A 24,950-nucleotide genomic window follows, 5' to 3' on the forward strand; every position below is an offset into this window, starting at 1 on the left:
CCTTGCAGGGCATCCTCTTGGCGATCAGGACGCCGCCGGCGAACATGTTGACGCCGCCGCTGGTCGCGGTCTTAAAGGATTGCCATCGCGCTTCACCAGGACGTGCCGCGCGGATCGGAAACCGTACGTTCAACCATGCGCGGTCGCGACAGCCGCGGCGCCGCGCCGCTCGCGCAGGCGCAAAAACGGCCGCTCCACCGCGTAGTGCAGGACAGCCGCGAACAGTAGCGCCATGCCGGCATAGGCGGCGAAGGCGAGCGGCCCGCGCCCGTCCAGCAACGCACCGAACCACGCCTGGGTCAGATGGAACGCGGCCTTGTGGCTCAGGTACAGGCTGTAGGACACCGCGGCCAGCCAGGCGGCGCCGGGCACCCGGCAACGCCCCAGCCATCCCTGGGTGGAGGCGCCGGCGCCGACCAGCAGCGCCAGTCCCAGCGACAGCACCGGCCAGCCGATCGCATTGCCGAGCAGGCCAGTGCGATCGCAGAACAACCACATCGCCAGCGCACAGACCACGATGCCCCCAAGCGCCGCGGCGGTGGCGTGGCGCTGCAGCCGCTGCCAGTACCGCGGCCGGAAGGTCTTCAGCACTGCCAATGCCACGCCCGCCAGCAGGCCGTCCAGGCGGTTCCAGGTGGGGTAGTAGAGATCCTGGATGAACCAGTTGCGCTGCAGCCCGGCGCCGATGCGATCCAGCGCGCTGTCGTGCAGCCAGATCGCGCTGCGCAGGGCGATGCCGGCCAGCACCACGGCCACGCACAGCGCCACGAAACGCGGCGCCGACGGCCGCCGCAGCATCCACACCGCCAGCAGCGGGAACACCAGGTAGAAGTGTTCTTCCACGCACAACGACCACGCATGCGAGAACGCCTGCTGGTTGGCGTAGTCGATGCCCAGGTTGAGGGTGAAGCTGGCGAACAGCCACCACGGCGCGATCCCGGGCGCTTCGCGGAACCCGGGCCAGGCCAGGTACAACGCCAGCACCACCGCGTACGCCGGCAGGATACGGTAGGCGCGGCGCCGGTAGAAATCGCCGTAGCGCAGCGGCTCGCCGCGCGCCAGCGGCGCCAGCACCTGGCCGCCGATCAGGAAGCCGCTGAGCACGAAGAACAGATCCACGCCCATCCAGCCATAGCGCGACAGCCACTCCCAATCCGGGCCTAGCCCGCCGACCACGAAGGAGTGGAACAACATCACCCAGACGATGGCGATGGCGCGCAGCAGGTCGAGGCCGGGATATCGCATCGCGTGAAGGTGACGGTGGGGAGGGCGCAGCTTACTGGCTATGTTGCCGGTTGCGGCAGCAGCCGTTCACTGGCGTCCGTGCGATCGCGCCTAGAAGACGCAACTGCGGCGTCAGGCGGCCAACCCAAGATTGCGTGCACGAGCCTACCCTCACCCCAACCCCTCTCCCGGGGGGGAGAGGGGCTTTAGCGGGTCGCGCGCTCTCAGCCCAGCGGTTCGTCCGACAGGTAGGTGTAGCCGGTCAGGCCGGCCTCGAGCGCGTCGGCCAGTTCGGTGGCCTGCGCGGCCGGCAACTGCGCGGCGGCCACGCGTTCGGCGTAGGCGGCGCGCAGGTCGTCCAGGCGGTAGCCGACGTAGTCCAGCATCACGTCGGTGGTGTCGCCGCGGCGCTGCTGGGCGATGCGGTAGCCGTCACCGTCCACCGCTACTTCCACCGCGTCGGTGTCGCCGAACAGGTTGTGGATGTCGCCCAAAATTTCCTGGTACGCGCCGACCAGGAAGAAGCCGATGCGATAGCTTTCGCCCGGACGCAGCGCGTGCAGCGGCAGCGAGCTGTCCAGGCTTTCGTTCTCGACATAGGTCTTGACCATGCCGTCGGAATCGCAGGTCATGTCGCAGACCACGCCGCGCCGCGCCGGCGCCTCGTTCAGGCGCTCGATCGGCACGATCGGGAACACCTGGTCGATCGCCCATACGTCGGGAATCGACTCGAACACGCTGAAGTTGACGAAGTACTTGTCGACCAGGCGCTCGTTGAGCTCGTCCAGCACCGGACGGTGGCTCTTTTCCTCATGGCTCAGCCGCGCCCGCACGCCATGGGCGATGGCATAGAACAGGTCGTCGATGCGCGCGCGGTGGGTCAGGTCGATCTGGCCCAGGGCGTAGCCGCTGAGGCCTTCGGCGTGGAAATGCTGCGCTTCCTGGAACAGTTCCACCGCCGGACGCTGGTCCAGTTCGGCGTGGATCTCGCGCAGGTGACGGATCGCCGCCGGCTCGTCGTCGTGCGCGTCGGGCACGCGGCCTTCCGGCGCCTGCTCCACCTCGGACACGTTGGCGATCAACACGGCGTGGTGCGCGGTCATCGCGCGCCCGCATTCGGTGACGATGCGCGGCGGCGCCAGGCCGTGTTCCTCGCAGGCGCTGGCCAGCGGCTGCACGATGTTGCTGGCGTAGGAGTGCAGGCCGTAGTTGATCGAGCAGTAGCTGCGCGAGCGGGTGCCTTCGTAGTCGATGCCCAGGCCGCCGCCGACGTCGACGTGGCTGATCCTGGCGCCCAGCTTGGACAGCTCGACGAAATAGCGGGTGGCCTCACGCATGCCGTTGGCGATGTCGCGCACGTTGGAGATCTGCGAGCCCATGTGGAAGTGCAGCAGGTTCAGCGCGTCGGCGTACTCGGTGTCGCGCAGGGTCTTCCACAGGTCCAGCACCTGCCGCGGCGACAGCCCGAACTTGGCCTTGTCGCCACCGCTGTTCTGCCACTTGCCCGCACCCAGCGAGGCCAGGCGCATGCGCACGCCCAGGCCCGGCTTCACGTCCAGCGCGCGCGCCTCCTCCAGCACCAGCTTCAGCTCCGACGGCTTCTCGATGACGATGAAGGTCTGCAGGCCGAGCTTGCGCCCGATCAGCGCCAGGCGGATGTACTCGCGGTCCTTGTAGCCGTTGCATACGATCAGCCCGCCCGGCCGCGACAGCGCCAGCACCGCCATCAGTTCCGGCTTGCTGCCGGCCTCCAGGCCGAAGCCCTCGCCCTGATGGCTGGCCAGGGTGCCGGCCACGCCGCGATGCTGATTGACCTTGATCGGGTACACCGCGGTGTAGCCGCCGGCGTAGTCCCAGTCGGCCTGGGCCTGGGCGAAGGCGGCCTGCAGCTTGCCCAGGCGCTCGCCGAGGATGTCGGGGAAGCGCACCAGCATCGGCAGCTTGGCGCCGGCCGCGCGCGCGGCATCCACCACCTCCGGCAGCGCGATCGCCACGCCATCGGCACCCTGCGGCCGCACCACCAGCCGGCCAGCCGCGTCCACGTCGAAGTACCCGTCGGCCCAGTGCGGGATCGAGTAGGTCTTGCGGGCTTGGTCGAGGGACCAATCGCTCATCGTGGCGGCTCGGCTGACGGAAAAAGGGCGTGGATTGTAACCCCTGCTACGCGTGGGGTCCGTTACAATCCGCGCCGTTCCGACGCCCTCGGCTCCGGGTGGAGCCGGGCCGGGTTTGCGGGCGCCTGGCGCGGCCTGCGCCTCGCCCTCATCCGGAGAGGGTGCGGTCACAGCCTCGCGTGGCCTGGCTGCACGAGGCTGCGCCCGACCCTCATCCGGCGCTTCGCGCCACCTTCTCCCGAAGGGAGAAGGAATCGCTGCTTCTTTCTTGCTTTCCTAGGACATCTGCATGAGCGCCAACGACAACTGGTACATCGAACACTTCCAGCCCACCGGCTCGGCCATCGGCTACCGCATCACCGGCAAGCTGGACGAGGTGCAGTCGCCGTTCCAGAAGATCGAGATCTACGACACCACCGACTGGGGCAAGCTGATGGTGATCGACGGCGCGGTGATGCTGACCACCCGCGACAACTTCTTCTACCACGAGATGATCAGTCATCCGGCGCTGTTCACCCACGCCGCGCCCAAGCGCGTGGTGATCATCGGCGGCGGCGACTGCGGCACCCTGCGCGAAGTGCTCAAGCACCCGGGCGTGGAGAGCGCCACCCAGTGCGACATCGACGAGCAGGTCACACGCATGGCCGAGAAGTACTTCCCGGAATTGTGCGAATCCAACGGCGACCCGCGCGCCGAGCTGCTGTTCGACGACGGCGTGGCCTACATGGCCAACTGCCCGGCCGGCAGCGTGGACATCGTCATCGTCGACTCCACCGACCCGGTCGGCCCGGCCGAAGGCCTGTTCAACAAGGCCTTCTACGAGAGCTGCTTCAAGGCGCTGAAGGACGACGGCATCCTGGTGCAGCAGTCCGAATCGCCGCTGGCGCTGCTGGACCTGATCAAGGAAATGCGCGCGGAGATGGGCAAGGCCGGCTTCGCCAGCTTCCACACCGTGCCGTTTCCGCAGCCGTGCTACCCGACCGGCTGGTGGAGCGTGACCATGGCGCGCAAGCAGGGCGGCTTCGACTTCCGCCAGGACGACGCCGGGGCCAAGCCGTTCGCCACCCGCTACTACAGCGCGCACCTGCACAGCGGCACCCAGGTGCTGCCGCCGTTCGTGGCCGAGGCGCTGGGCGGCTGATTCACGTGTGAACACCGGTGCGCGCCATCAGGGGCGTACCGGTGCAACCATTCTGCCGCCGCGCGGCGATCGCCGTTGCGGTCGCCCTGGCTCACCCACAGGAATCTCAGACGCGCAGAAAGCGCATCACCTGTGGGAGTCAACTGTCATGCAGCCGCGACGCGCGAAGTGGCGTGCTTTTCGATGGCGCAATGCGTCGGGACTGAAGTCCCTCCCACAGTGCACCCGGCGAGTTCGCCGCAAGCCACTGTGGGAGCGACTTCAGTCGCGACGGGCCTTACCGGTGAATTCGCTCCCGCAAGGACTCGGCACCGACGGCCGGGCACGCGCTACAGCGCGTCCGCATCCAGTTCGCCGGTGCGGATCCGCACCACGGTGCCCAGGTCGTAGACGAACACCTTGCCGTCGCCGATCTTGCCGGTGGCGGCGGCCTTGACGATGGCCTCGACCACGCGCTCGACCTGGTCCTCGCTGACCGCCACTTCCAGCTTCACCTTCGGCAGGAAATCGACCACGTACTCGGCGCCGCGGTACAGCTCGGTGTGGCCCTTCTGCCGGCCGAAGCCCTTGACCTCGGTGACAGTGATGCCGGCCACGCCCTGCGCGGCGAGCGCTTCGCGCACGTCGTCGAGCTTGAACGGCTTGATCACGGCCATGATCATCTTCATGCGGCGTTCTCCAATCACAATGGCCTCAGGATAGCGCGGTTGCGCGATCGGCGGCCGTCGGGTTCAATGGCCGCGCGCCCCCAACGCCGGAATTTTCCGACAGCGCGCCGCGTCCGATCCCGATGGTCCCGACCTGCCGGGTGCCGCACTCTGACGCCACCTGCCGGAGCACAGCCATGATCGACCTCAACCATCTCGACGACCTCGCCCGCCGCCTCAGCGACCTGGTGCCGCCGGGCCTGCGCCAATCCCGCGACGAACTGCAGAGCACCTTCAAGAGCGCACTGCAAGCCGGGCTGGGCAAGCTCGACCTGGTCACCCGCGAGGAATTCGAAGTCCAGCGCGCGGTGCTGCTGCGCACCCGCGAGAAGCTCGAAGCGCTGGAGCGCAGCGTCGCCGCGCTGGAAGCGGCGCGCAGCGGGCACACGCCCAGCCCCAACGCCTGATCCACCCGCCGCCATGAGCCTGGCGCTGGTGCACAGCCGTGCCCGCGCGGGGGTGCTTGCGCCTCCGGTTCGGGTCGAGGTCCATCTGTCCGGCGGCCTGCCGGCCACGCAGATCGTCGGCCTACCCGAGGCGGCGGTGCGCGAGTCGCGCGACCGTGTCCGCGCCGCCCTGCTCTGCGCGCAATACGAATTCCCGGCACGGCGGATCACCGTCAACCTGGCCCCGGCCGACCTGCCCAAGGAGGGCGGCCGCTTCGACCTGCCGATCGCGCTGGGCATCCTCGCCGCCGCCGGCCAGCTCGACCCGCAGGTACTCGGCCAGTACGAATTCCTCGGCGAACTGGCCCTGACCGGCGAGCTGCGCCCGGTCGACGGCGTCCTGCCCGCCGCGCTGGCCGCCGCCCAGGCCGGGCGCACCCTGATCGTCCCGGCCGACAACGGCGCCGAGGCGGCACTGGCGCAACACGTGCAGGCCTTCACCGCGCGCACCCTGCTGGAGGTCTGCGGATTGCTCAACGGCAGCAAGACCCTGCCCCCAGCAATGGCGCCGCCCGCCGTCGCCGCGCCCTTTCCCGACCTGAGCGACGTGCGCGGCCAGGCGCAGGCGCGGCGCGCGCTGGAGATCGCCGCGGCAGGGCATCACAACCTCTTGCTGATCGGCAGCCCAGGCTGCGGCAAGACCCTGCTGGCCTCGCGCCTGCCCGGCATCCTGCCCGAGGCCAGCGAGGCCGAGGCGCTGGAGAGCGCGGCCATCGCCTCGGTCAGCGGCCGCGGCGTGGACCCGTCGCGCTGGCGGCAACGCCCGTACCGCGCACCGCACCACACCGCCAGTGCGGTGTCACTGGTCGGCGGTGGCACCCATCCGCGCCCCGGCGAGATCTCGCTGGCGCACCATGGCGTGCTGTTCCTGGATGAATTGCCGGAATGGAACCGGCATGCGCTGGAAGTGCTGCGCGAGCCGCTGGAGTCGGGCCATGTGACCGTGTCGCGCGCGGCGCGCAGCTCAGAGTTTCCTGCGCGCTTCCAATTGGTGGCGGCGATGAATCCTTGCCCCTGCGGCTGGGCCGGCGACCCCAGCGGCCGCTGCCGCTGCAGCGAGGACGCGGTGCGGCGCTACCGCGCGCGCATCTCCGGCCCGCTGCTGGACCGCATCGACCTGCACGTGGAGGTGCCGCGGCTGCCGCCGCAGGCCTTGCGCGCCGATGCCCCGCCCGGCGAACCCAGCGCCGCCGTGCGCGAGCGCGTGGAACTGGCGCGGCAACGGCAACAAGACCGTGCCGGCCGGCCCAACGGCCAGCTCGGCCACAGCGAAACCCTGCGCGACTGCCGCCTGCAACCACGCGACGAAGCGCTGCTGGAGCAGGCCATCGAGCGTCTGCGGCTATCGGCACGTTCGCTGCACCGCATCCTGCGCGTGGCACGCACCATCGCCGACCTGGACGCCAGCGACGCCATCGCCACCGCGCACATGACCGAGGCCATCGCTTACCGGCAGTTGGACCGTGGGGAGGCGGCCGCGAACGCAGTGGGTCCGACGCCACCCGGTGCACGCCGCCTGGTAGGGTGAAGCCAAGTCGCAACCGGCGTGCGCCGCATCCATTCTGCAGGCGGTCGCGTCCGCTGAGCGCAGCACTCTGCCGTACGCGCTCAACTCCTCGTCGCAGCATCCACCCATTCGGCGATCAAGGTATTGCACCGCCTGGCATGCGTGAAGGTCATGCCGTGCGACGCACCGGCCAGCACCTCATGGCGCGCCTGCGGCAGCCAGGCCGCCAGCGCGGCGGCGTTGTCGCGGTACTGGGTCGGGCTGCGTTCGCCAGCGACCAGCAACACCGGCATCGCCAGGGTGGCAGCCTGTTCGGATCGGTAGGCCGGCAGCAGATCGCCGACCTGTGGCACCAGCGTCTGCGCGTTGTCGTACACCATCTGCCGGAAGCTCGCGCTGCTGCGCGCCCAGGCGCCGGGCTGGCTCACCGAATCGACGAAGCATTCCAGGCCGGCCTCGACCTGGCCACCCTGCAGCAGCGCGATCGCCTGCGCGCGGACCGCCTGCACCTCGGCCGGCAGACCGTGCGGCTGCGGGCCACCGGGATCGAACAGGGTCAGGCTGGCGATGGCGTCCGGCCGCAGCAACGCCGCTTGCCAGGCCACGGCGGCACCGCGGGAATGGCCGACCAGATGCACCGGCCGCGCCTCCTCGGCGATGAAGGCGGCGAGTTGCTGCGCATGCCAGCGCCAGCCGAACGCATGCCGCGACGCCGACGGCAGCCGCGGGTAGTACTGGCCCAGGCTCAACGCGCTGAGCTGAAAGCGGTCGGCCAGGCCGCGCAACTGCGGCGCCCAGTAGCGGTAGTCGCACAGGGCCCCATGTACCAGCAGCACCGGCGCGCCCTCGCCCACCCGCAGATAAGCCAGCGCGTCGTCTGCACCGAGCCGGCGCACCGCAGGCTTAGGCAAGGGCGTCCGCGGACTGGTCATACCCCTGCGCTGCTCGACGGAACAGACCTGGCGCGCGGGCGAAAGCCGTCAGTGTCGGCGTCCGTGCTGCGATATCGGGCGACACGCGCGGACACGGGAAGCAACAAGATGGGTGCAGGCATGCGCATACGATAGCGGTGTTGCAGACGCAGGCGTGGCGACGCTGGCCCGCCTGTCGGCCCAGCAACCGGATCGTCAGGCCGATGCTCGGTGGAACCCGGTGCGGCGCCCTCCGCGCGCGACCTTCCAGCCGCGCAATGCTGCCAGTTCCGGCGCTTCTGGGTCGAGGCAGTCATCGCGGCCAGCGGAGGAAAACACGCTGGGTGGGCGATCGGTCGCCGGAAAGCGCAGTGCGAGCAGGGCATGCAGTGCGGTACTGAGTTGGCGCGCCCGGAGGGATTCGAACCCCCGACCAATGGCTTCGGAAGCCACTACTCTATCCGGCTGAGCTACGGGCGCAACGGACGCGCATTCTAACGACATTCGCGGGCCGCGTCTCCCCCACGCGTCCTGGCCAGCAATGGCATTGGCTGCGACCGGCCGCCGGGCACGCTGCACCCGCACGCCACCTGGCCTCGAGGCAAACATGGCGACCCGACCTGCAGTGCTGAGCGCACGCATCCTGGTCTGCCTGCATGGTCCAGGCAAAGGCGGACGAAGGACGACATACTGTCAGCTCTGCGAACGGGCGCCCCACCTTCGCCGCCCCAGGCACGGCAACGCGTGCCACCGCTGCGACGCCACGTGCTGCCGCCCGCACGACGCGGCTGCTACCCTTGCGCGATGGGTTACGAACGCTACGAAACGCCTGCCGCGCTGCCGCCGCGCGCGCGCCTGGGCCAGTACTGGAAACTGCTGCGCGGCGACCGGCCGATCGGCGCGCTGCTGCTGCTGTGGCCGACCTGGTGGGCGCTGTGGCTGGCCGCCGACGGGGTGCCGCCGCTGTGGACCCTGTTCGTGTTCACCGCCGGTGTCTGGCTGACCCGCTCGGCCGGCTGCGTGATCAACGACTACGCCGACCGCTGGCTGGACCCGCAGGTCGAGCGCACCCGCAGCCGGCCGCTGGCCACCGGTGCGGTCAGCGGCCGCGAGGCACTGGCGGTGTTCGCGGTGCTGATGCTGGTGGCGTTCGCGCTGGTGCTGACGATGAACGCGCTGACCATCGGCCTGAGCGTGGTCGGGCTGTTCCTGGCCGCCAGCTATCCCTACCTGAAGCGCTACACCTACCTGCCGCAGGTCTACCTGGGCATGGCCTTCGGCTGGGGCATCCCGATGGCCTTCGCCGCCGTGCGCGGCGAGGTGCCGGCGCTGGGCTGGCTGCTGTACGCGGCCAACATCCTCTGGTCCACGGCCTACGACACCTGGTATGCGATGGTCGATCGCGAGGACGACCTGCGTGCCGGCTCCAAGTCCACCGCGATCCTGTTCGGCGAACTGGACCTGGTCATCCAGGGCGTGCTGTACGCGCTGATGTTCGTCGCCCTCGCCTTCGTCGGCCATCGTGCGGAACTGGGCGTGTGGTACTGGGCCGGCCTGGGCGTGGCGGTGCTGATGGTGGCCGCCGAGTTCCGCATGGCCCGGCACCGCGAACGCGCGGCATGTTTCCGCGCCTTCCTGCACAACAACTGGGTCGGCCTGGCGATCTTCGCCGGCATCGCCGCGGCGCTGGCGCTGCGCGCAGGCTAGGACCTGTCATCGCTCACGCAGCGTGCGTCGTGCTTTGAACTTGCCCAAGACCTGGCAAAAGGCTGGCGCCGCCGACGCGCCATGCTGACAGCGACGTCCAGGCGCGCCCCCGACGCCGGCCAGGCCACCGACTCGCTCCACGCAGAACCTGACGAGGACGCGGCATCCGCCGCGCCTGCTCGCACCGATGCGGTCTAGCGCTTGGCCTCCTGCGCTGGCGCGGACGCGGCCGGCGCGTGGGTCAACAGCGCGAACACCCGCTGCTGTTCCTGCATGTCCTGCAGCCCGCTGATCCGCAGGCTGTCGCCCGGCAACGGCGCCATGATCGTGGCCACGGTCAGCACCCGGCCGTCGGCCAGCAATGCGATCGGCTTGCCGACGTTCTGCTCGGTGGCCTGGGTCAGACGTTGGCCGTGTCCAGGAAAGCGCAGATCCAGCGCTGGCTGCCCATCGCCGTTGTCGGCGAGCGATACGGTCGCCGCATCCTCGACGACCAGCAGCGCCTGCGGTGCAAGGTACACCGGCTGTCCGTGGTAGTCGGCCTGGACAGCGTCGGGGGTGGGCGCATGGCTGGCCAGGCGCCATTCGAGCTTCGCCTTGACCGGGCTGGCAGCGGCGGCCTCCGGCGCCTTGCCGTATCCGCAGCCGGCGACACCGAAGACACACAGCGCCATCGACAGACCCAAAGCCTTCCAGCGCATCGCACGCTCCTTCGTTGTTGGCGTCGTCGCGATCATAAAGCCGCGCGCACCTGCCGACCGTGCATGCGCACAGGCGCAGGCGCCTGGGAGATCGCCGCTGCGGCACGTCGGCCGATGCGCACGCACCGCGGCGCGTACCGCTTGTCTTTCACGACAGGCAATAACCGCGCGACAACCGCGACGCGCGCGCTTTGCAGCGGAGCCAGCCATCTGCACCACGCACGATAGACGCACCACACTCACGGCACCCGCGCCATCACCCAGGCGTCGACCCGTTCGACGCCGGCACGGCGCAGCGCCTTTGCCGCGGCGTGCAGGGTCGCGCCGGTGGTCATCACGTCGTCGACCAGGGCCACATGTGCAGGCAATCCTGCCGACGCCGGCACCGCGAACGCGCCGCGCAGATTGCGCCGGCGCGCGTGGGCGTCCAGTTCGGATTGCGCCGCGGTCGCCCGCACCCGCTGCAACTCCAGGCACAGCGGCAGCGCCAGCGCGCGCGCCAGTGGCCGCGCCAGTTCCAGCGCCTGGTCGTAGCCGCGCTGGCGCAGCCGCGCCGGGTGCAGCGGCACCGGCAGCAGCGCCTGCGGCCGCGGCAATGCCGCGCAGCGTGCCTGCAGCAGCGCGGCGAGCACGCGCCCGGCCGCCAGATCCTGGTGGAACTTGAAGCGGCGCAACAGGCCATCGACCGGCGCGGCGTACACGCAGGCGCTGCCGACCCGTTCCAGCGGCGGCGGTCGGCGCTGGCACACGCCGCAGACCTGCTCGGCATCCAGGGCCGGCAACGGCAGCGCGCAGCGGCGACAGGCCGCCGCATTCCAGGGCACGCCGTCGCGACAGGCCGCACACAGGTCCAGGCCCGGCACGCCGGGCTCCCCGCAGACCAGGCAGCGTTCCGGCAGCAGGCGGCGCTGCAGCCAGCGCCAGCCGCCGTCAACCAAACCACCCTTCATGAAGTTGACAGGACTTTGCATGCTCACCAGACTGCCCGCTTTCCCAGCCGCTGACCGTCAGGAAACCCCCATGTCCGCTGTCGTCCGACACGACTGGCAACGCCAGGAATTGCTCGCCCTGTTCGATCTGCCGTTCCCGGAGCTGCTGCACCGCGCCGCCGCCGTGCACCGCGAACACTTCGATCCAGCGCAGGTGCAGGTGTCCACGCTGCTGTCGGTGAAAACCGGCGGCTGCCCGGAAGACTGCGCGTACTGCCCGCAGGCGCAGCGCTACGCCACCGGCGTGGAGGCGCAGAAGCTGATGAGCACCGAGGCGGTGCTGGACAAGGCGCGCCAGGCCAAGGCCGCCGGCGCCTCGCGGTTCTGCATGGGCGCGGCCTGGCGCTCGCCCAAGGACCGCGACATCCCGAAGGTGGCGGAGATGATCCGCGAGGTGAAGGCGCTGGGCCTGGAGACCTGCGCCACCCTGGGCATGCTCGACGGGACCCAGGCGCAGGCACTGAAGGCGGCCGGGCTGGACTACTACAACCACAATCTGGACACCGCGCCGGATTTCTACGACTCGATCATCCACACCCGCCAGTACCAGGACCGCCTGGACACGCTGACCCATGTCCGCGACGCCGGCCTGAAGACCTGCTGCGGCGGCATCGTCGGCATGGGCGAGTCGCGCGACCAGCGCGCCGGCCTGCTGCAGGCGCTGGCCAATTTGCCGGTGCATCCGGATTCGGTGCCGATCAACCGCCTGGTGCAGGTCGCCGGCACCCCGCTGCACGGCACGGTCGAACTGGACCCGTTCGAGTTCGTGCGCACGATTGCCGTGGCCCGCATCGCGATGCCGCGGGCGATGGTGCGGCTGTCGGCCGGGCGCGAGAGCATGAGCGACGAACTGCAGGCACTGTGCTTCTGCGCCGGCGCCAACTCGATCTTCTACGGCGAGAAGCTGCTGACCACCGGCAACCCGGACACCGAGCGCGACCAGGCGCTGTTCGCGCGGCTGGGGCTGCGGCCGATGCAGGTGATGGTGGACGCCGACGCGCACGACCATCCCGGCACCGTGCATGCGGATATCACCGCCCAGCCCACGCCGGCGATCGCCGCCGCCCTGGTCTGACGCGTCCGTCCGCCGATCCGGCCGTCCATCGCCGGCGGCGCCCGGCCCGGCCGGGGACGCGCTACGCTAGCCCGCCAGATGCCCGTCCCGCGCCCATGGCCCGTCCCGACCTGCACGACCGCATCCAGTCCGCGCGCGCCTTGCGCGAAGCGCAGGGGCGCCTGCGCGCGCGCCGCAGCGTCGGCCGCCGCGACGGCGTGCGCCTGGAACTCGACGGCCGCTGGCTGACCGGCTTCTGCAGCAACGACTACCTGGGCCTGGCCCAGCAGTTCGAAGTGGTCGCGGCGCTGCAGGACGCGGCCGCGCGCGAGGGCGCCGGCGCCACCGCCTCGCACCTGGTGTGCGGCCACCACGCGCTGCACGAGGCACTGGAACACGAGATCGCCGACTGGCTCGGCTATCCGCAGGCGCTGCTGTTCGGCAGCGGCTTCATCGCCAACCTGGCGGTGCAGCAGGCGCTGCTGAGCGAGGAAGAGGACGTGTGCGTGCAGGACCGGCTCAACCACGCCAGCCTGCTCGACGCCAGCCGCCTGGCCGGCTGCCGCCTGCGCCGCTATCCGCACCTGGATGCCGAAGGCGCGATGCGCCAGCTCAAACACGCCGCCGACGGCGCGGCGATGCTGGCCACCGATGGCGTGTTCAGTATGGACGGCGACGTCGCCCCGCTGCGCTCGCTGGCGCTGGTGGCACGCACGCAGCAGGCGCTGCTGTACGTGGACGACGCGCACGGCGTTGGCGTGGTCGGCCCGCATGGGAGCGGCAGCGTCGCCGAGGCTGGGCTGAATGTCGACGACGTGCCGCTGCAACTGGTGACCCTGGGCAAGGCGCTGGGCGGCTACGGCGCCGCGGTGGTCGGCGATGCGGCGCTGATCCGGCACCTGGCCGAAACCGCGCGGCCGTATCTGTACACCACCGCGCTGCCGCCGGCGCAGGCCGCGGCCTCGCTGGCGGCGGTCAAGCTGGCGCGGCGCGACCAGTGGCGGCGCGAGCGGCTGGTCGAACTGATCGCCCTGTTCCGCGGCGGCGCACTTCGCCATGGCCTGGAGCTGATGGCCTCGGACACGCCGATCCAGCCGCTGCTGTGCGGCGAGGAGCGCACGGCGCTGGCATGGTCGGCGGCGCTGGAACAGGCCGGCTACCTGGTCTCGGCGATCCGCCCGCCAACCGTGCCGGAAGGCAAGTCGCGGCTGCGCGTGACCCTGTCGGCACTGCACACGCCGGCGCAGGTGCAGGCGTTGCTCGATGCGCTGGCCCTGGCCCGCGACCGCGTGGCCGCGCACCCGCCCGGCGTGCCGGCGTGAGCGCCACCGACCTCGCCGCGCGACGCGCGGTGTGGGACGCGCTGGCCGAGCTGTACCTGGACGATGCGGTTGACGCACGCCATGCGCATATCGCCGGCGTGCTCGCCGCCTCGCCGTTCGCCACCGACGCGCTGTGGCAGATGCTGCGTGACGACGTGCATCCGCGGCTGGCGCCCAACCTGCTGACGCCGGCCGGCGCCTGGCAAGGCATCGACGGCGACTGGCTGAGTGCGGCGATCCGGCAGCGCCGCGGTGCGCATCGCGTGTCCGCCTGGCGCACCCGCGACTATCCGCGCCGGCAGTGGCGCCTGCTGCTGCCGCAGGTGCTGGCGCAGCGCGCGGCGCACTGAGGCGCGGCCGACACGCCTTCCTGTTTCTTCGCGACGACGGACGACGATGCACATCGACACCCTGGGGCAGGGCCCCGATCTGGTCCTGCTGCACGGCTGGGCGTTGAACGGCGGCATCTTCGCGCCGCTGGTGGAGCGCTTGTCGGCGCAGTACCGCCTGCACCTGGTGGACCTGCCCGGGCACGGCCACAGCCGCGGCAACGACACGCCGCTGGCGCTGCCGCATGTGGTCAGCGCGATCGCCGCGGCCACGCCGCCGGCGGTGTGGCTGGGCTGGTCGCTCGGCGGATTGTTCGCACTGCATGCCGCCGCCACGCAACCGCAGGTGCGCGGGCTGGCGATGCTCGCGGCGACACCGCGTTTCGTGCGCGGCAGCGATTGGCCGCACGCGGTGGAGCCGCAGGTGTTCGAACAGTTCGGCCGCGATCTGGCCGAGGACTACCGCGGCACCCTCGAGCGCTTCCTGGCCCTGGACACGCTCGGCTCGGCGCACGCCCGCGCCGAACTGCGCACCCTGCGCGAAGCACTCGACGCCCGCGGCGCGCCCGATACACACGTGCTGCAGGACGGCCTGACCCTGCTCGAACGCACCGACCTGCGCCGCGCCCTGCCCGGCCTGCGCGTGCCCAGCCTGTGGATCGGCGGCCAGCGCGACCGCCTGGTACCGCCCGCGGGCATGGAGGCCGCCGCGGCGCTGGCGCCGAACGCGCGCGCACTGATCGTCGCCGGCGGCGGCCACGCCCCGTTCCTCGGCCATGCCGACACCGTGGCCGACGCGCTGCGCGGATTCCTGGCGACGCTGGGCTAGCGTCGTCGTGCAGCGTGGACGATTCACGATCGTGCCGTAGGAGCGGCTTCAGCCGCGACACATGTTCGGCCAATCGCGTCGCGGCTGAAGCCAATCCCATAAAAAGCCGAAATCGGGATTCTTCCAAGACCGCGAGGCGATTGCGATTGCACTGTGGGAGGGACTTCAGTCCCGACGACTGGACCTGGCGGCCTCCATTCCTCTCACCCAGACGGTCCTGCAACGCGCGGGCGCATGGCATCCTGATCGCGTACGAAGACGGTGGACTTCCCGACTCCGTTCGTCGCGACCGCATGACGGTCGACTCCCACACTGCATCCCGCACCCCGTACCGACGTCAGCAAGATGCAAGCGGCTCGATCATGGAACTCAACTGTCATGCAGCCGCGACAAGCGACGCCGAAAGCCCGCTGACACCCTCCGTCGTCGGGACTGAAGTCCCTCCCACAAGGATGCCCACCCTATTCCTGCGAGAGCGACTTCAGGACACCTCGACCCCGAAAACTCGATCTGCATCTTTCGCAACCGCCTTCCGCAAAAAGCCGGAAATCGGGATTCTTCCAAGACCGCCAGGCGATTGCGATTGCACTGTGGGAGGGACTTCAGTCCCGACGACTGGACTTGGCGGCCTCCATTCCTCTCACTCAGACAGTCCTGCAACGCGCGGACGCATGGCATCCCGATCGCGTGCGAAGACGGTGGACTTCCCGACTCCGTTCGTCGCGACCGCATGACGGTCGACTCCCACATTGCATCCCGCATCCCGTACCGACGTCAGCAAGATGCAAGCGGCTCCATCATGGAGCTCAACTGTCATGCAGCCGCGACAAGCGAGACCAAAAGCCCGCTGACACCCTCCGTCGTCGGAACTGAAGTCCCTCCCACAAGGATGCCCACCCCATCCCTGCGAGAGCGACTTCAGGACACCTCGACCCCGAAAACTCGATCTGCGTCTTTCGCAACCGACTGATCCGCCTGGCGCGCGATTCCTTGAATCGAGGTTTTTAGAGGTGCCCTTCCGTCGCGACGCATGGCAGCCGCACGCCGCGCGGCGAAAGCCGCTCCTGCACATGTCTTGCGCGCTCAACTGTCCTCCATGTCACGCCGCGCAACTGGCCGCAGCAGCCACGATGTCCGATCATCGCGACTCCTTCGAACGAGAGCGCAAGCATGGACCTGGGAATCGCTGGCAAGTGGGCGCTGGTGTGCGCCGCGAGCAAGGGGCTGGGACTGGGCTGCGCGCAGGCGCTGGCCCGCGAAGGCGTGCACGTGGTGATCGTGGCGCGCGGCCAGGCCGGGCTGGATGCGGCCACGGCGCAGTTGCGCGCGCTCGACGGCGGTGGCGAGGTGGTCGCGGTGGCCGCGGACATCGCCACCGAAGCCGGACGCGCCGCCGCACTGGCCGCCTGCCCGCAGGTCGACATCCTGGTCAACAACGCCGGCGGGCCGCCGCCCGGCGATTTCCGCGACTGGGAACGCGAGGACTGGCTGCGCGCGCTCGACGCCAACATGCTGGCGCCGATCGCATTGATCCGCGCCACGGTCGATGCGATGCAGGCGCGCGGCTTCGGCCGCATCGTCAACATCACCTCGGCCGCGGTGAAGGCGCCGATCGACAGCCTGGGCCTGTCCAACGGCGCGCGCGCCGGCCTCACTGGCTTCGTCGCCGGGCTGGCGCGGCGCACGGTGGCGCACAACGTCACCATCAACAACCTGCTGCCCGGGCAGTTCGACACCGACCGGCTGCGCGGCAACATCGCCCATGCCGCGCAGCGCGAGGGCGTCGATCCCGCCGACCTGGCCGAACGCAAGCGCCGGCAGATTCCGGCGGGGCGCTTCGGTACCGCGGAGGAATTCGGCGCCGCCTGCGCCTTCCTGTGCAGCGCGCAGGCCGGCTATCTCAGCGGACAGAACCTGTTGCTGGACGGCGGCAGCTATCCGGGGACGTTCTGAAGAGCCGGGATTGGGGAGTCGGGAGTGGGGATGCACAGCCGCGCTCGCGCCGCTTGGTCGGCGCGAGGCGCTGAACATGATGATCTGAGGACGACGCTGGCCGCGAGGGAAAGCGGCGATGAGGAACCGGCTGGACTCGGGATTGGAAATACATAGCGGCGGTCGCGCCGCTTGATCAGCGCGAAGTGCGCAACGCGGTGATTCGCGCCATTGCTGGCCGCGGCGCGACTCGGGCGGCGATAATGCGCGGATGGATCCTTCCGCGTTCGACTCCCAGCATATCCGCCGCGCGTTCGCGCGTGCCGCCGCCAGTTACGACGCCGCCGCGGCGCTGCAGCGCGAGGTGCAGGGGCGCTTGCTGGAATCGCTGGATTACCTCGGCGACCGCGTGCCGCAGGTGGTGCTGGACGTGGGCAGCGGGCCGGCGCACGCCGCCGCGGCGATGAAGAAGCGCTGGCCGCGCGCGCAGGTGATCGCGCTCGATCAGGCCCTGCCGATGCTGCAGCAGGCCAAGCGCCAGGCCGGCTGGTGGAAGCCGTTCGGCCGCGTCTGCGCCGATGCGCGCGCGCTGCCGCTGGCCGAGCACAGCGTCGATGTGATCTTCAGCAATCTGTGCCTGCAGTGGGTCGAGGACCTGCCTGCGGTGTTCGCCGGTTTCCGCCGCGTGCTCAAGCCCGGCGGCCTGCTGCTGTGTTCCAGCTTCGGCCCGGACACCCTGATCGAACTGCGCGAGGCGTTTGCCCAGGCCGACCGGACCACGCCGCACGTGAGCCGCTTCGCACCGATCGCGCAGTTCGGCGATGCGCTGATGCTGTCGGGCTTCCGCGATCCGGTGCTGGACCGCGACGTGTTCAACCTGACCTATCCGGATCTCGCCGCGTTGATGCGCGAATTGCGCGCGATCGGCGCCACCAACGCGCTGCAGGCGCGCCGCCACACCCTCACCGGCCGTGGCCGGTTCGCTGCCGCCAGCGCCGCCTACGAGCCGCTGCGCGGCGCCGACGGTACTCTGCCCAGCACCTGGGAAGTGATCTACGCGCACGCCTGGGCACCACCGCCGGGCGCGCCGATCCGCGAAGGCGGCGGCGAGATCGCCGCGGTGCCGCTGTCAGCCATCCCGATCCGCCGCCGCGGCGATTGAGCCGGGCCGCACCCGGAACAGCACCCGGCCCTGGTAGGGCGCCCCCAGCGCCTGCGCCTGTGCGCCTTGCGCGGCGATGCGCGCGGCCACCTGCGGCCAGGCCGCGTCCTTGCACACCCACACGCGCCCGACGCGTGCTTGCCGCAGCACCGTGGCCAGGTCGGCGTCGTACTCGGGACCGAAGCGCGGCGCGTCGGGCAAGGGGTCCAGGCGGATCTTGCGCACCTGCGCGCCCAGTTCCAGGCGCAGGCCGTAGCGCGCCATGTCCTCGACGAACACCACCTCGCGCACCGGCGCGCCGGCACGCTGGGCGATCGCCTGCGCCCAGGCGCCGGCATCCTTGTGCGTGGGCAGCAGCGCCAACGCCAGCTTGAGCGCCAGCAGCAGCCCGCACCAGCCCAGCAGCCACGGCCAGCGCCACGGCGCGCGCCCCTCCTGCGCGCGCTGCCACGCCGCCAGCAACGCCAGCGGCACGAACAGCGGCAGCACGTACAGCGGCAGCCGCGAGCGCGACAGGCACAGCACCAGCAATGGCAGCAGCAGCCACAGGGTCAGCAACAAGGGCGCAGCCTGCTGCAGGCGCAGCGCCGGCGTGCGCCACCACTGCCGCAGCTGCCGCGGCAGCCGCCAGGCCCAGCGCGCCAGCGCCGGCGTCCACGGCAGCGTGCCCAGGACCAGGATCGGCGCATACGCCACCGCCCAGCCGTACCACTGCGCGTTGCGCCCGAACGCATCGCTGGCCACGCGCTTGACCACCTCGTCGCCGACGAAGTACTGCAGCAACCCGGGATGGCCGTGGATCACCGCCAGGTACCAGGGCAGCGCCAGCACCACGAACAGGACGATGCCGGACAGTTGCAGCGCGCGTCGTGGCGGCCCCGGCGTCACCGCGTTGAACAGCAGCAGCGCCGGCAGCGGCAGCAGGCCCGGCGGCCCCTTGGTCATGAACGCCAGGGCGAAGCCGGCCCACATCGCCGCGATCCAGCGCTTGCCCTGGCCGGGCGGATGCGCCCGCGCCTCGACGAAGGCCCACACCGCCAGGGTCTCGCAGGCGGCGAGCAGGAAGTCGGTGGAGATCCATTGCGCCGCGCCGAACGGCGCCAGCATGGCCGCGTAGAGCAGCGCCGCCTGCGCCGGCAGCGCGGGGCGTTCGGGAAACAGCCGCATCGCCAGGCGCCAGACCAGCAGCACGCACAGCAGGTAGGACAGCGCCGACGGCAGCCGCGCCGCCCACGGCGACGGCCCGAAGACGGCGACGCTGGAGGCGATCGCCCAGTAGGTCAGCGGCGGCTTGGTCCAGTGCGCCACGTCCTCGCTGCGCCGGGGCGTGAGCCAGTCGCCGCTGTGCAGCATGTTCAGCGCGACATTGGAGTAACGGCCTTCGTCGGCGTCCCAGATCCCGCGCATGCCCAGCAGGGCCAGGGCGAGCGTGCCGGCGAGCAGCGCCACCGCGACGGCCGGGGAACGAAGCAGCGCGCGCATCGGCGGTCCTCTCGGTCGGCGCGGCGACCATAGCCGCGGCGCCTGCGGCCGCAGATGACGGCCGGCGGACAGTTTTGCGACAGCGCGAACGCGCCGGCCTCAGGCCGGCGCGCGGCTCAGGCGGAGACCTGCGCGATCCAGTCTTCCAGGTTGTAGTAGTTGCTGACCCGGGCGATCTTGCCGTCGCGGATGTCGAAGAACGCACCACCCGGCAGCACGTAGCGCTGGCCGCGCGCCTCCGGCAGGCCGCTGTCGGTGTGGTGGTATTCGCCATGCACCACGTACTCGGCCGCGGCGCGACGACCGTCCTGCGCGGCCAGCACCACGATGTCCTGCAACTGCTCGCGGTAGCTGGCGTTCATGCGCTGCAGGAAGGCGGCGAAGACCTCCTTGCCGGTCTCGCGCGCGCCCTGGTTGAGATCGTGGGCGACGTCGTCGCTGAGCATGCCCAGCATGCCGTCCCAGTCGCCGCGGTTGAACGCGGCGTAATAGGCCTGGACCAGGGCGATGGCCTGGTCCTGCGCAGGAACTCCGTGGTTGCTCATGGCTGCCGCCCTCGGGCCGTGGAAAGGCCCATCATACGGCTCGCCACCGCGCTCAGGCGGCCTGCTCCAGCAGGTCGCGATGGAAGAAGTACAGCTCCTGCAGCAGGAAGCGCCAGCGGGTCTGGAAGCTGCGGAAGCGGCTGCTCGGCGTCGACGACGCCAGCGCATCGATCTGCAGTTCCTGGCACAGCCGCAGCGCCCGCGCCATGTGCAGCGGATCGCTGACCACGATGACCCGGTGCAGGCCGTGCTCGCGCATCAGCCGGCGCGCCTCGATCAGGTTCTGCCGGGTGGTGCGCGACACCGTCTCGATCAGGATCGCGTCGGCCGGCACGTCGTGGCGCAGCGCGTAGCGCCGGGCCACCTGCGACTCGGCGAAGCGCGCGCCGTTGCCGAAGCCGCCGGTGAAGATCAGGGTCGGCGCGTAGCCGCGCTGGTACAGGTCCAGGCCGTGGCGGATGCGCTCCTCGAATACCGGCGAGGGCTTGGCGTCATAGGCGGCCGCGCCGAGCACGATGATCGCGTCGGCCGGCGCCGCCTGGTCGCGGTCGCCGACCCAGACGATGTAGATCGCCACGCCCAGCAGCCACAGCCCCAGCAACGCCGCCAGGCGCAGCAGCCAGCGCAGCCAGCGGACGCCGCCGCGCGCGCTCATGCCGCGCCCCACGGCAGGGCGTCCAGATCGACGTTGCCGCCGGACAGGATCACCCCCACCCGGCGCCCGGCAAAGCGCGCCGGCTGCGCCAGCACCGCCGCCAGGGCGATCGCCGAGGACGGCTCCACCACCTGCTTGAGCACCTGCCATAGCAGCCGCATCGCCGCCACGGTCGCCGCGTCCTCCACCACCAGCACCTCGGCATGACCGTGCAGCAGGGTGAAGTTCGGCTCGCCCAGGCTCCCGCGCAGGCCGTCGCAGACAGTGTCCGGGACCATGTCCACGCGGCGCTCGCCGGCGGCCAGCGAGCGCGCGGTGTCGGCGGCGCCGGCCGGCTCGGCCAGCAGCAGCTGCGCCTGCGGCGCCCGCGCCGACAGCGCCAGGCGGCTGCCTGCGGCCAGGCCGCCACCGCCCACCGGCACCACCAGCAGGTCCAGCCCGCCGCTGGCGTCCAGCAGTTCCAGCGCCGCGGTGCCCTGCCCGGCGATCACCGCCGGATCGGCATAGGGATGCACCAGGGTCGCGCCGGTGTCGCGCTGTACCTGCGCGCACAGCGCCTCGCGCGCGGCGATGCTCGGCGCGCAGCGCCACAACGTGGCGCCGTGGCGGGCGATGTTGGCGAGCTTGGCGGCGACCGCGCCTTCCGGCACCACCACATGGCAACCGATGCCACGGGTGCGCGCGGCCTGGGCCAGCGCCGCGCCGTGGTTGCCCGAAGAATGCGTGACCACCCCGCAGGCCGCTTGCGCCGGGTCCAGCGCCCACACCGCGTTGCAGGCACCGCGGAACTTGAACGCGCCGCCACGCTGGAGGTGTTCGGCCTTGAAATACAGCTGCGCGCCGGTGGCGGCATCCAGCGCCTGCGAACGCAGCACCGGGGTCGGCCGCGCGTGCGCGGCAATGCGTGCGGCGGCCGCCAGGACGTCGCCGAACTCGGGCAGAAAACGTGAGACCATGCGCGAAAGGGTAGCGTATCGTCGCCAACGTGCAGCGTCCGCGACGTGCGCCGGTTCGCCGCCGTTGCGCGCAACTTAAGCGTTCAAGTGCGGCCGATGAAGTTAAGGGGGGATTCAATGCCACGGACCGAACCTGTGATCCAGCCTGCTGGAGGGCAAACGCCATGAAACTGCGCCTGATCTGCGCCGCTGGACTGCTGGCCGCACTGGGCGGCTGTGCCACCTACGATTACGCCGGAGGCGGTGAGGGTGGCTACTACCGTGGCGCCCCCTCCGTCGAATACCGCTACCCGGCGGGCTACTCCGAGTACTACTCGCCGTACGGCGCGGTGCCGTACTACGGCTATGGCCCGGCGTACTACGGCTACTACGGTTACGGCGTGCCGTATTACTACTACCGTGGCTACGACGGCCCGCGCCACCGCCCGCCGCCGCGTCCGCGGCCGGACGATGGCGGTTCGCGCCCACCGCCGCCGCCCAGCGTGGGCGGTCGGGTGCCGTCGCCCTGGCGCGACATGGACCGCCTGCGCCGTCCGGACGCGCTGAACTCGGCGCCGCGACCGCAGTCGATGCAGCCGGCCCGGCCGGCGATGCAGCGTCCAGAGGGGATGCAGCGCCCGCCGGCGCCGCGCCCCGGCAATATGGGTCGCAGCAATGGGACACGTCGCACACTCGAACCCTGAGAAAGGGCTTGCGTTCGCCTGTCCCAGCACGCACTCTACGTCCTACGGGGTGACCGCCTGCGTCGCTTTATGACCCGAAGGGGTCGACCCCACCGTCTATGTCGATGTCCGACAGGGAAATCTGGATCCCCCCTGTTCCGGCCCTGTCGGGCGTCGGCGCCTCACCACGAAAAGCCCCGGTCCGCCGGGGCTTTTCGCGTTGGGGCCTTGCCGTTGCTGGCCTGGCGCCGGCGACTGGCGAAAAACGGGCATAAAAAAGGGCCGGTAGTCCCCCGACTACCGGCCCCCAGCTCCCCCAACGTGCGCGTGACTGGCCCCTGTTCCAATTCCAGTCATACGCCCCTGACGCATTGCCACGTTGGGTGCAGTAGGAATATCTGCAGATTGCGTGCCAACTTGAGGCCCGGATCTGCAATTTGTGATGCAACCGCTAAAATTCCTGTTCACACCCTGGCCGACCCCATGTGTCGCCCCCTGCCACCGGCCCCGCGCCGGCCGACGAGACCCCGATGAGCGATTCCTTCTACCGCCATGACGTGATCGTGATCGGCGGCGGCCATGCCGGCACCGAGGCGGCGCTGGCGTCCGCGCGCGCCGGCGCCCGCACCCTGCTGCTGACCCACAACGTGGAGACGGTGGGGGCGATGAGCTGCAACCCGGCCATCGGCGGCATCGGCAAGGGCCACCTGGTCAAGGAGATCGACGCGCTGGGCGGGGCGATGGCCCACGCCGCGGACCTGGCCGGCATCCAGTGGCGCACCCTCAACGCCTCCAAGGGCCCGGCGGTGCGCGCGACCCGCTGCCAGGCCGATCGCAGCCTATACCGCAGCGCGATCCGGCGCCTGGTCGAGGCGCAGCCGAACCTGACCGTGTTCCAGGCGGCGGTGGACGACCTGGTCATGGACGGCGAGCGCGTGCGCGGCGTGCTGACCCAGACCGGGCTGCGCTTCGAGGCCGCCGCAGTGGTGCTGACCGCCGGCACCTTCCTGGCCGGCAAGATCCACATCGGCCAGACCCAGTACGCCGGCGGCCGCGCCGGCGATCCGCCGGCCACCGCGCTGGCGCAGGCGCTGCGCGACGGCCGCTTCGGCGTGGACCGGCTCAAGACCGGCACCCCGCCGCGCATCGACGGGCGCAGCCTGGACTACGCGGCGATGGAGGAACAGCCGGGCGACGATCCGCTGCCGGTGATGTCGTTCCTGGGCGAGGTCGCCGAGCATCCGCGCCAGATCTCGTGCTGGATCACCCACACCACCGAACGCACCCACGCCATCATCCGCGGCGCGCTGGACCGCTCGCCGCTGTACACCGGCCAGATCGAGGGCATCGGCCCGCGCTACTGTCCCTCGATCGAGGACAAGGTGGTGCGCTTCGCCGAGAAGGCCAGCCACCAGATCTTCGTCGAGCCGGAAGGCCTGGACGTGGTCGAGATCTACCCCAACGGCATCTCCACCTCGTTGCCGTTCGACGTGCAGCTGGAGCTGGTGCGCTCGATCCGCGGCTTCGAGCGCGCGCACATCACCCGCCCCGGCTACGCCATCGAATACGACTTCTTCGACCCGCGCGGGCTCAAGGCCTCGCTGGAGACCAAGGCCATGCCCGGGCTGTTCTTCGCCGGGCAGATCAACGGCACCACCGGCTACGAGGAAGCCGCCGCGCAGGGCCTGATCGCCGGCCTCAACGCCGCGCGCCAGGTGCACGGGCTGGAACCGTGGTCGCCGCGCCGCGACCAGGCCTACATCGGCGTGCTGATCGACGACCTGATCACCCACGGCACCAGCGAGCCGTACCGCATGTTCACCAGCCGCGCCGAGTACCGGCTGCAGCTGCGCGAGGACAACGCCGACGCGCGCCTGACCGGCATCGGCCACGACCTGGGCATCGTCGACGAAACGCGCTGGGCGCGCTTCCAGGCCAAGCAGGAGGCGGTGGCACGCGAGAACGAGCGCCTGCGCGCGCTGTGGGCCACGCCGGGCAACGCGCTGGGCCGCGAGGTCGCGGCCACGCTGGGCGTGGCGGTGAGCCGCGAGACCACCGTGCTGGACCTGATCAAGCGCCCGGAGCTGGACTACGCTGCGCTGATGCGGGTGCCGTCGCTGGGCCCGGGCGTGGCCGACGCGCAGGTGGCCGAGCAGGTGGAGATCGGCATCAAGTACGCCGGCTACCTGGACCGCCAGCGCGAGGAGATCGCCCGCCAGCAGCGCCACGAGGACACCCCGATCCCGGCCGCCTTCGACTACGCGCAGGTGCGCGGGCTGTCGGCCGAAGTGCAGCAGAAGCTCGAGCGCGTGCGTCCACAGACCGTGGGCCAGGCGCAGCGCATCCCCGGCATGACCCCGGCGGCGATCTCGCTGCTGCTGGTGCACCTGGAACGGGCGCGGCGCAGCCGGGTGGCGTAGCCCGCGACAGCGCAGCACGCTTAGGAGCGGCTTCAGCCGCGACCGAGGTGCATCGGCAACGCCCCGTCGCGGCTGAAGCCGCTCCTACGACGCGATGGGTGCATTGCGTCAGTCAGGGCAGCGCGCGGCTGCGGGCAACGATCGCAGGCAGGCGT

At 70.7% G+C, this 24,950-nt stretch carries 22 protein-coding genes and 1 tRNA gene; 12 read left to right on the top strand and 11 right to left on the bottom strand.

Annotated elements, in window-relative coordinates:
• Positions 1-129 precede the first annotated feature (129 nt).
• Both GGR71_RS14995 and speA read right to left on the bottom strand, forming a co-directional pair.
• Complete coding sequence (locus tag GGR71_RS14995; RefSeq protein ID WP_160962612.1) at positions 130-1,245, bottom strand: acyltransferase family protein; 1,116 nt, start codon at positions 1,243-1,245, stop codon at positions 130-132.
• 203 nt (positions 1,246-1,448) lie between these two features.
• Positions 1,449-3,338 carry an arginine decarboxylase gene (gene speA, locus GGR71_RS15000; RefSeq protein WP_160962610.1) on the bottom strand — a complete coding sequence of 630 codons (1,890 nt, stop codon included), beginning with the start codon at positions 3,336-3,338 and terminating at the stop codon, positions 1,449-1,451.
• A gap of 289 nt (positions 3,339-3,627) precedes the next feature.
• Here speA and speE point away from each other — a divergent pair, with 289 nt between their 5' ends.
• Positions 3,628-4,479 carry a polyamine aminopropyltransferase gene (speE, locus tag GGR71_RS15005; protein WP_160962608.1) on the top strand — a complete coding sequence of 284 codons (852 nt, stop codon included), beginning with the start codon at positions 3,628-3,630 and terminating at the stop codon, positions 4,477-4,479.
• 329 nt (positions 4,480-4,808) lie between these two features.
• Here the strand turns inward: speE and GGR71_RS15010 are convergent, their stop codons facing one another.
• A complete protein-coding gene (locus GGR71_RS15010) occupies positions 4,809-5,147 on the bottom strand; it encodes a P-II family nitrogen regulator (protein ID WP_010341856.1) in 339 nt (112 codons plus the stop codon).
• Positions 5,148-5,323: 176 nt separating this feature from the next.
• On the opposite strand from GGR71_RS15010, the gene ubiK reads away from it, so the two are divergent.
• Together ubiK and GGR71_RS15020 are read left to right on the top strand one after the other, a co-directional pair.
• On the top strand, positions 5,324-5,593 hold the full coding sequence (ubiK, locus tag GGR71_RS15015) for a ubiquinone biosynthesis accessory factor UbiK (RefSeq protein WP_160962606.1): 270 nt from the start codon (positions 5,324-5,326) through the stop codon (positions 5,591-5,593).
• 13 nt (positions 5,594-5,606) lie between these two features.
• Positions 5,607-7,160: a YifB family Mg chelatase-like AAA ATPase gene (locus GGR71_RS15020; RefSeq protein ID WP_160962604.1), complete on the top strand. Its 1,554-nt coding sequence runs from the start codon at positions 5,607-5,609 to the stop codon at positions 7,158-7,160.
• An 80-nt stretch (positions 7,161-7,240) separates the two neighbouring features.
• Here the strand turns inward: GGR71_RS15020 and GGR71_RS15025 are convergent, their stop codons facing one another.
• A complete protein-coding gene (locus GGR71_RS15025; RefSeq protein ID WP_160962602.1) occupies positions 7,241-8,071 on the bottom strand; it encodes an alpha/beta fold hydrolase in 831 nt (276 codons plus the stop codon).
• Between the two features lie 382 nt (positions 8,072-8,453).
• Positions 8,454-8,530 (bottom strand) — tRNA-Arg (locus tag GGR71_RS15030).
• 324 nt (positions 8,531-8,854) lie between these two features.
• Here GGR71_RS15030 and ubiA point away from each other — a divergent pair.
• The gene (gene ubiA / locus GGR71_RS15035; protein WP_160962600.1) at positions 8,855-9,757 is read left to right on the top strand and encodes a 4-hydroxybenzoate octaprenyltransferase; all 903 of its coding nucleotides are present in this window, start codon (positions 8,855-8,857) and stop codon (positions 9,755-9,757) included.
• Positions 9,758-9,951: 194 nt separating this feature from the next.
• Here the strand turns inward: ubiA and GGR71_RS15040 are convergent, their stop codons facing one another.
• Both GGR71_RS15040 and GGR71_RS15045 read right to left on the bottom strand, forming a co-directional pair.
• Entirely contained in the window at positions 9,952-10,458 is a 507-nt protein-coding gene (locus GGR71_RS15040) for a SecDF P1 head subdomain-containing protein (RefSeq protein ID WP_160962598.1), read from the bottom strand.
• 239 nt (positions 10,459-10,697) lie between these two features.
• Positions 10,698-11,429, bottom strand: a complete 732-nt coding sequence (locus GGR71_RS15045) for a ComF family protein (protein ID WP_184452087.1) — start codon at positions 11,427-11,429, stop codon at positions 10,698-10,700.
• 49 nt (positions 11,430-11,478) lie between these two features.
• Between GGR71_RS15045 and bioB the strand changes: the two genes are divergently transcribed.
• The 6 genes from bioB to bioC all read left to right on the top strand — a co-directional run bounded on the left by bioB (position 11,479) and on the right by bioC (position 18,075).
• Positions 11,479-12,522 (top strand): biotin synthase BioB, encoded by a 1,044-nt coding sequence (bioB, locus tag GGR71_RS15050; protein ID WP_017914166.1) that lies wholly within the window; start codon positions 11,479-11,481, stop codon positions 12,520-12,522.
• A gap of 95 nt (positions 12,523-12,617) precedes the next feature.
• Complete coding sequence (gene bioF, locus GGR71_RS15055; protein WP_160962594.1) at positions 12,618-13,823, top strand: 8-amino-7-oxononanoate synthase; 1,206 nt, start codon at positions 12,618-12,620, stop codon at positions 13,821-13,823.
• A complete protein-coding gene (locus tag GGR71_RS15060; protein ID WP_160962592.1) occupies positions 13,820-14,173 on the top strand; it encodes a DUF7079 family protein in 354 nt (117 codons plus the stop codon). The genes bioF and GGR71_RS15060 overlap by 4 nt, the downstream gene beginning before the upstream one ends.
• A 46-nt stretch (positions 14,174-14,219) precedes the next feature.
• Entirely contained in the window at positions 14,220-14,981 is a 762-nt protein-coding gene (bioH, locus tag GGR71_RS15065; protein ID WP_160962590.1) for a pimeloyl-ACP methyl ester esterase BioH, read from the top strand.
• A gap of 1,170 nt (positions 14,982-16,151) precedes the next feature.
• On the top strand, positions 16,152-16,934 hold the full coding sequence (locus GGR71_RS15070; RefSeq protein WP_160962588.1) for an SDR family oxidoreductase: 783 nt from the start codon (positions 16,152-16,154) through the stop codon (positions 16,932-16,934).
• Positions 16,935-17,184: 250 nt separating this feature from the next.
• Positions 17,185-18,075 carry a malonyl-ACP O-methyltransferase BioC gene (gene bioC / locus GGR71_RS15075; RefSeq protein ID WP_160962586.1) on the top strand — a complete coding sequence of 297 codons (891 nt, stop codon included), beginning with the start codon at positions 17,185-17,187 and terminating at the stop codon, positions 18,073-18,075.
• Here bioC and GGR71_RS15080 read toward each other — a convergent pair.
• From GGR71_RS15080 to GGR71_RS15095, 4 genes are all read right to left on the bottom strand, one after another.
• The gene (locus GGR71_RS15080; RefSeq protein WP_160962584.1) at positions 18,043-19,557 is read right to left on the bottom strand and encodes an ArnT family glycosyltransferase; all 1,515 of its coding nucleotides are present in this window, start codon (positions 19,555-19,557) and stop codon (positions 18,043-18,045) included. The two genes, bioC and GGR71_RS15080, sit on opposite strands and share 33 nt — an antisense overlap.
• A 116-nt stretch (positions 19,558-19,673) precedes the next feature.
• Positions 19,674-20,102 carry a ketosteroid isomerase-related protein gene (locus tag GGR71_RS15085; RefSeq protein ID WP_160962582.1) on the bottom strand — a complete coding sequence of 143 codons (429 nt, stop codon included), beginning with the start codon at positions 20,100-20,102 and terminating at the stop codon, positions 19,674-19,676.
• A 52-nt stretch (positions 20,103-20,154) separates the two neighbouring features.
• On the bottom strand, positions 20,155-20,769 hold the full coding sequence (locus tag GGR71_RS15090) for an ElyC/SanA/YdcF family protein (protein ID WP_160962580.1): 615 nt from the start codon (positions 20,767-20,769) through the stop codon (positions 20,155-20,157).
• Positions 20,754-21,713, bottom strand: coding sequence for a pyridoxal-phosphate dependent enzyme (locus tag GGR71_RS15095; RefSeq protein WP_160962578.1), 960 nt, complete (start codon positions 21,711-21,713; stop codon positions 20,754-20,756). The genes GGR71_RS15090 and GGR71_RS15095 overlap by 16 nt, the downstream gene beginning before the upstream one ends.
• Before the next feature lie 164 nt (positions 21,714-21,877).
• Here GGR71_RS15095 and GGR71_RS15100 point away from each other — a divergent pair, with 164 nt between their 5' ends.
• Together GGR71_RS15100 and mnmG are read left to right on the top strand one after the other, a co-directional pair.
• Entirely contained in the window at positions 21,878-22,396 is a 519-nt protein-coding gene (locus tag GGR71_RS15100) for a hypothetical protein (RefSeq protein WP_160962576.1), read from the top strand.
• 509 nt (positions 22,397-22,905) lie between these two features.
• Entirely contained in the window at positions 22,906-24,795 is a 1,890-nt protein-coding gene (mnmG, locus tag GGR71_RS15105; protein ID WP_160962574.1) for a tRNA uridine-5-carboxymethylaminomethyl(34) synthesis enzyme MnmG, read from the top strand.
• The last annotated feature ends 155 nt before the right edge of the window (positions 24,796-24,950 follow it).

The sequence above is a fragment of the Xanthomonas sp. F1 genome, from assembly GCF_014199855.1.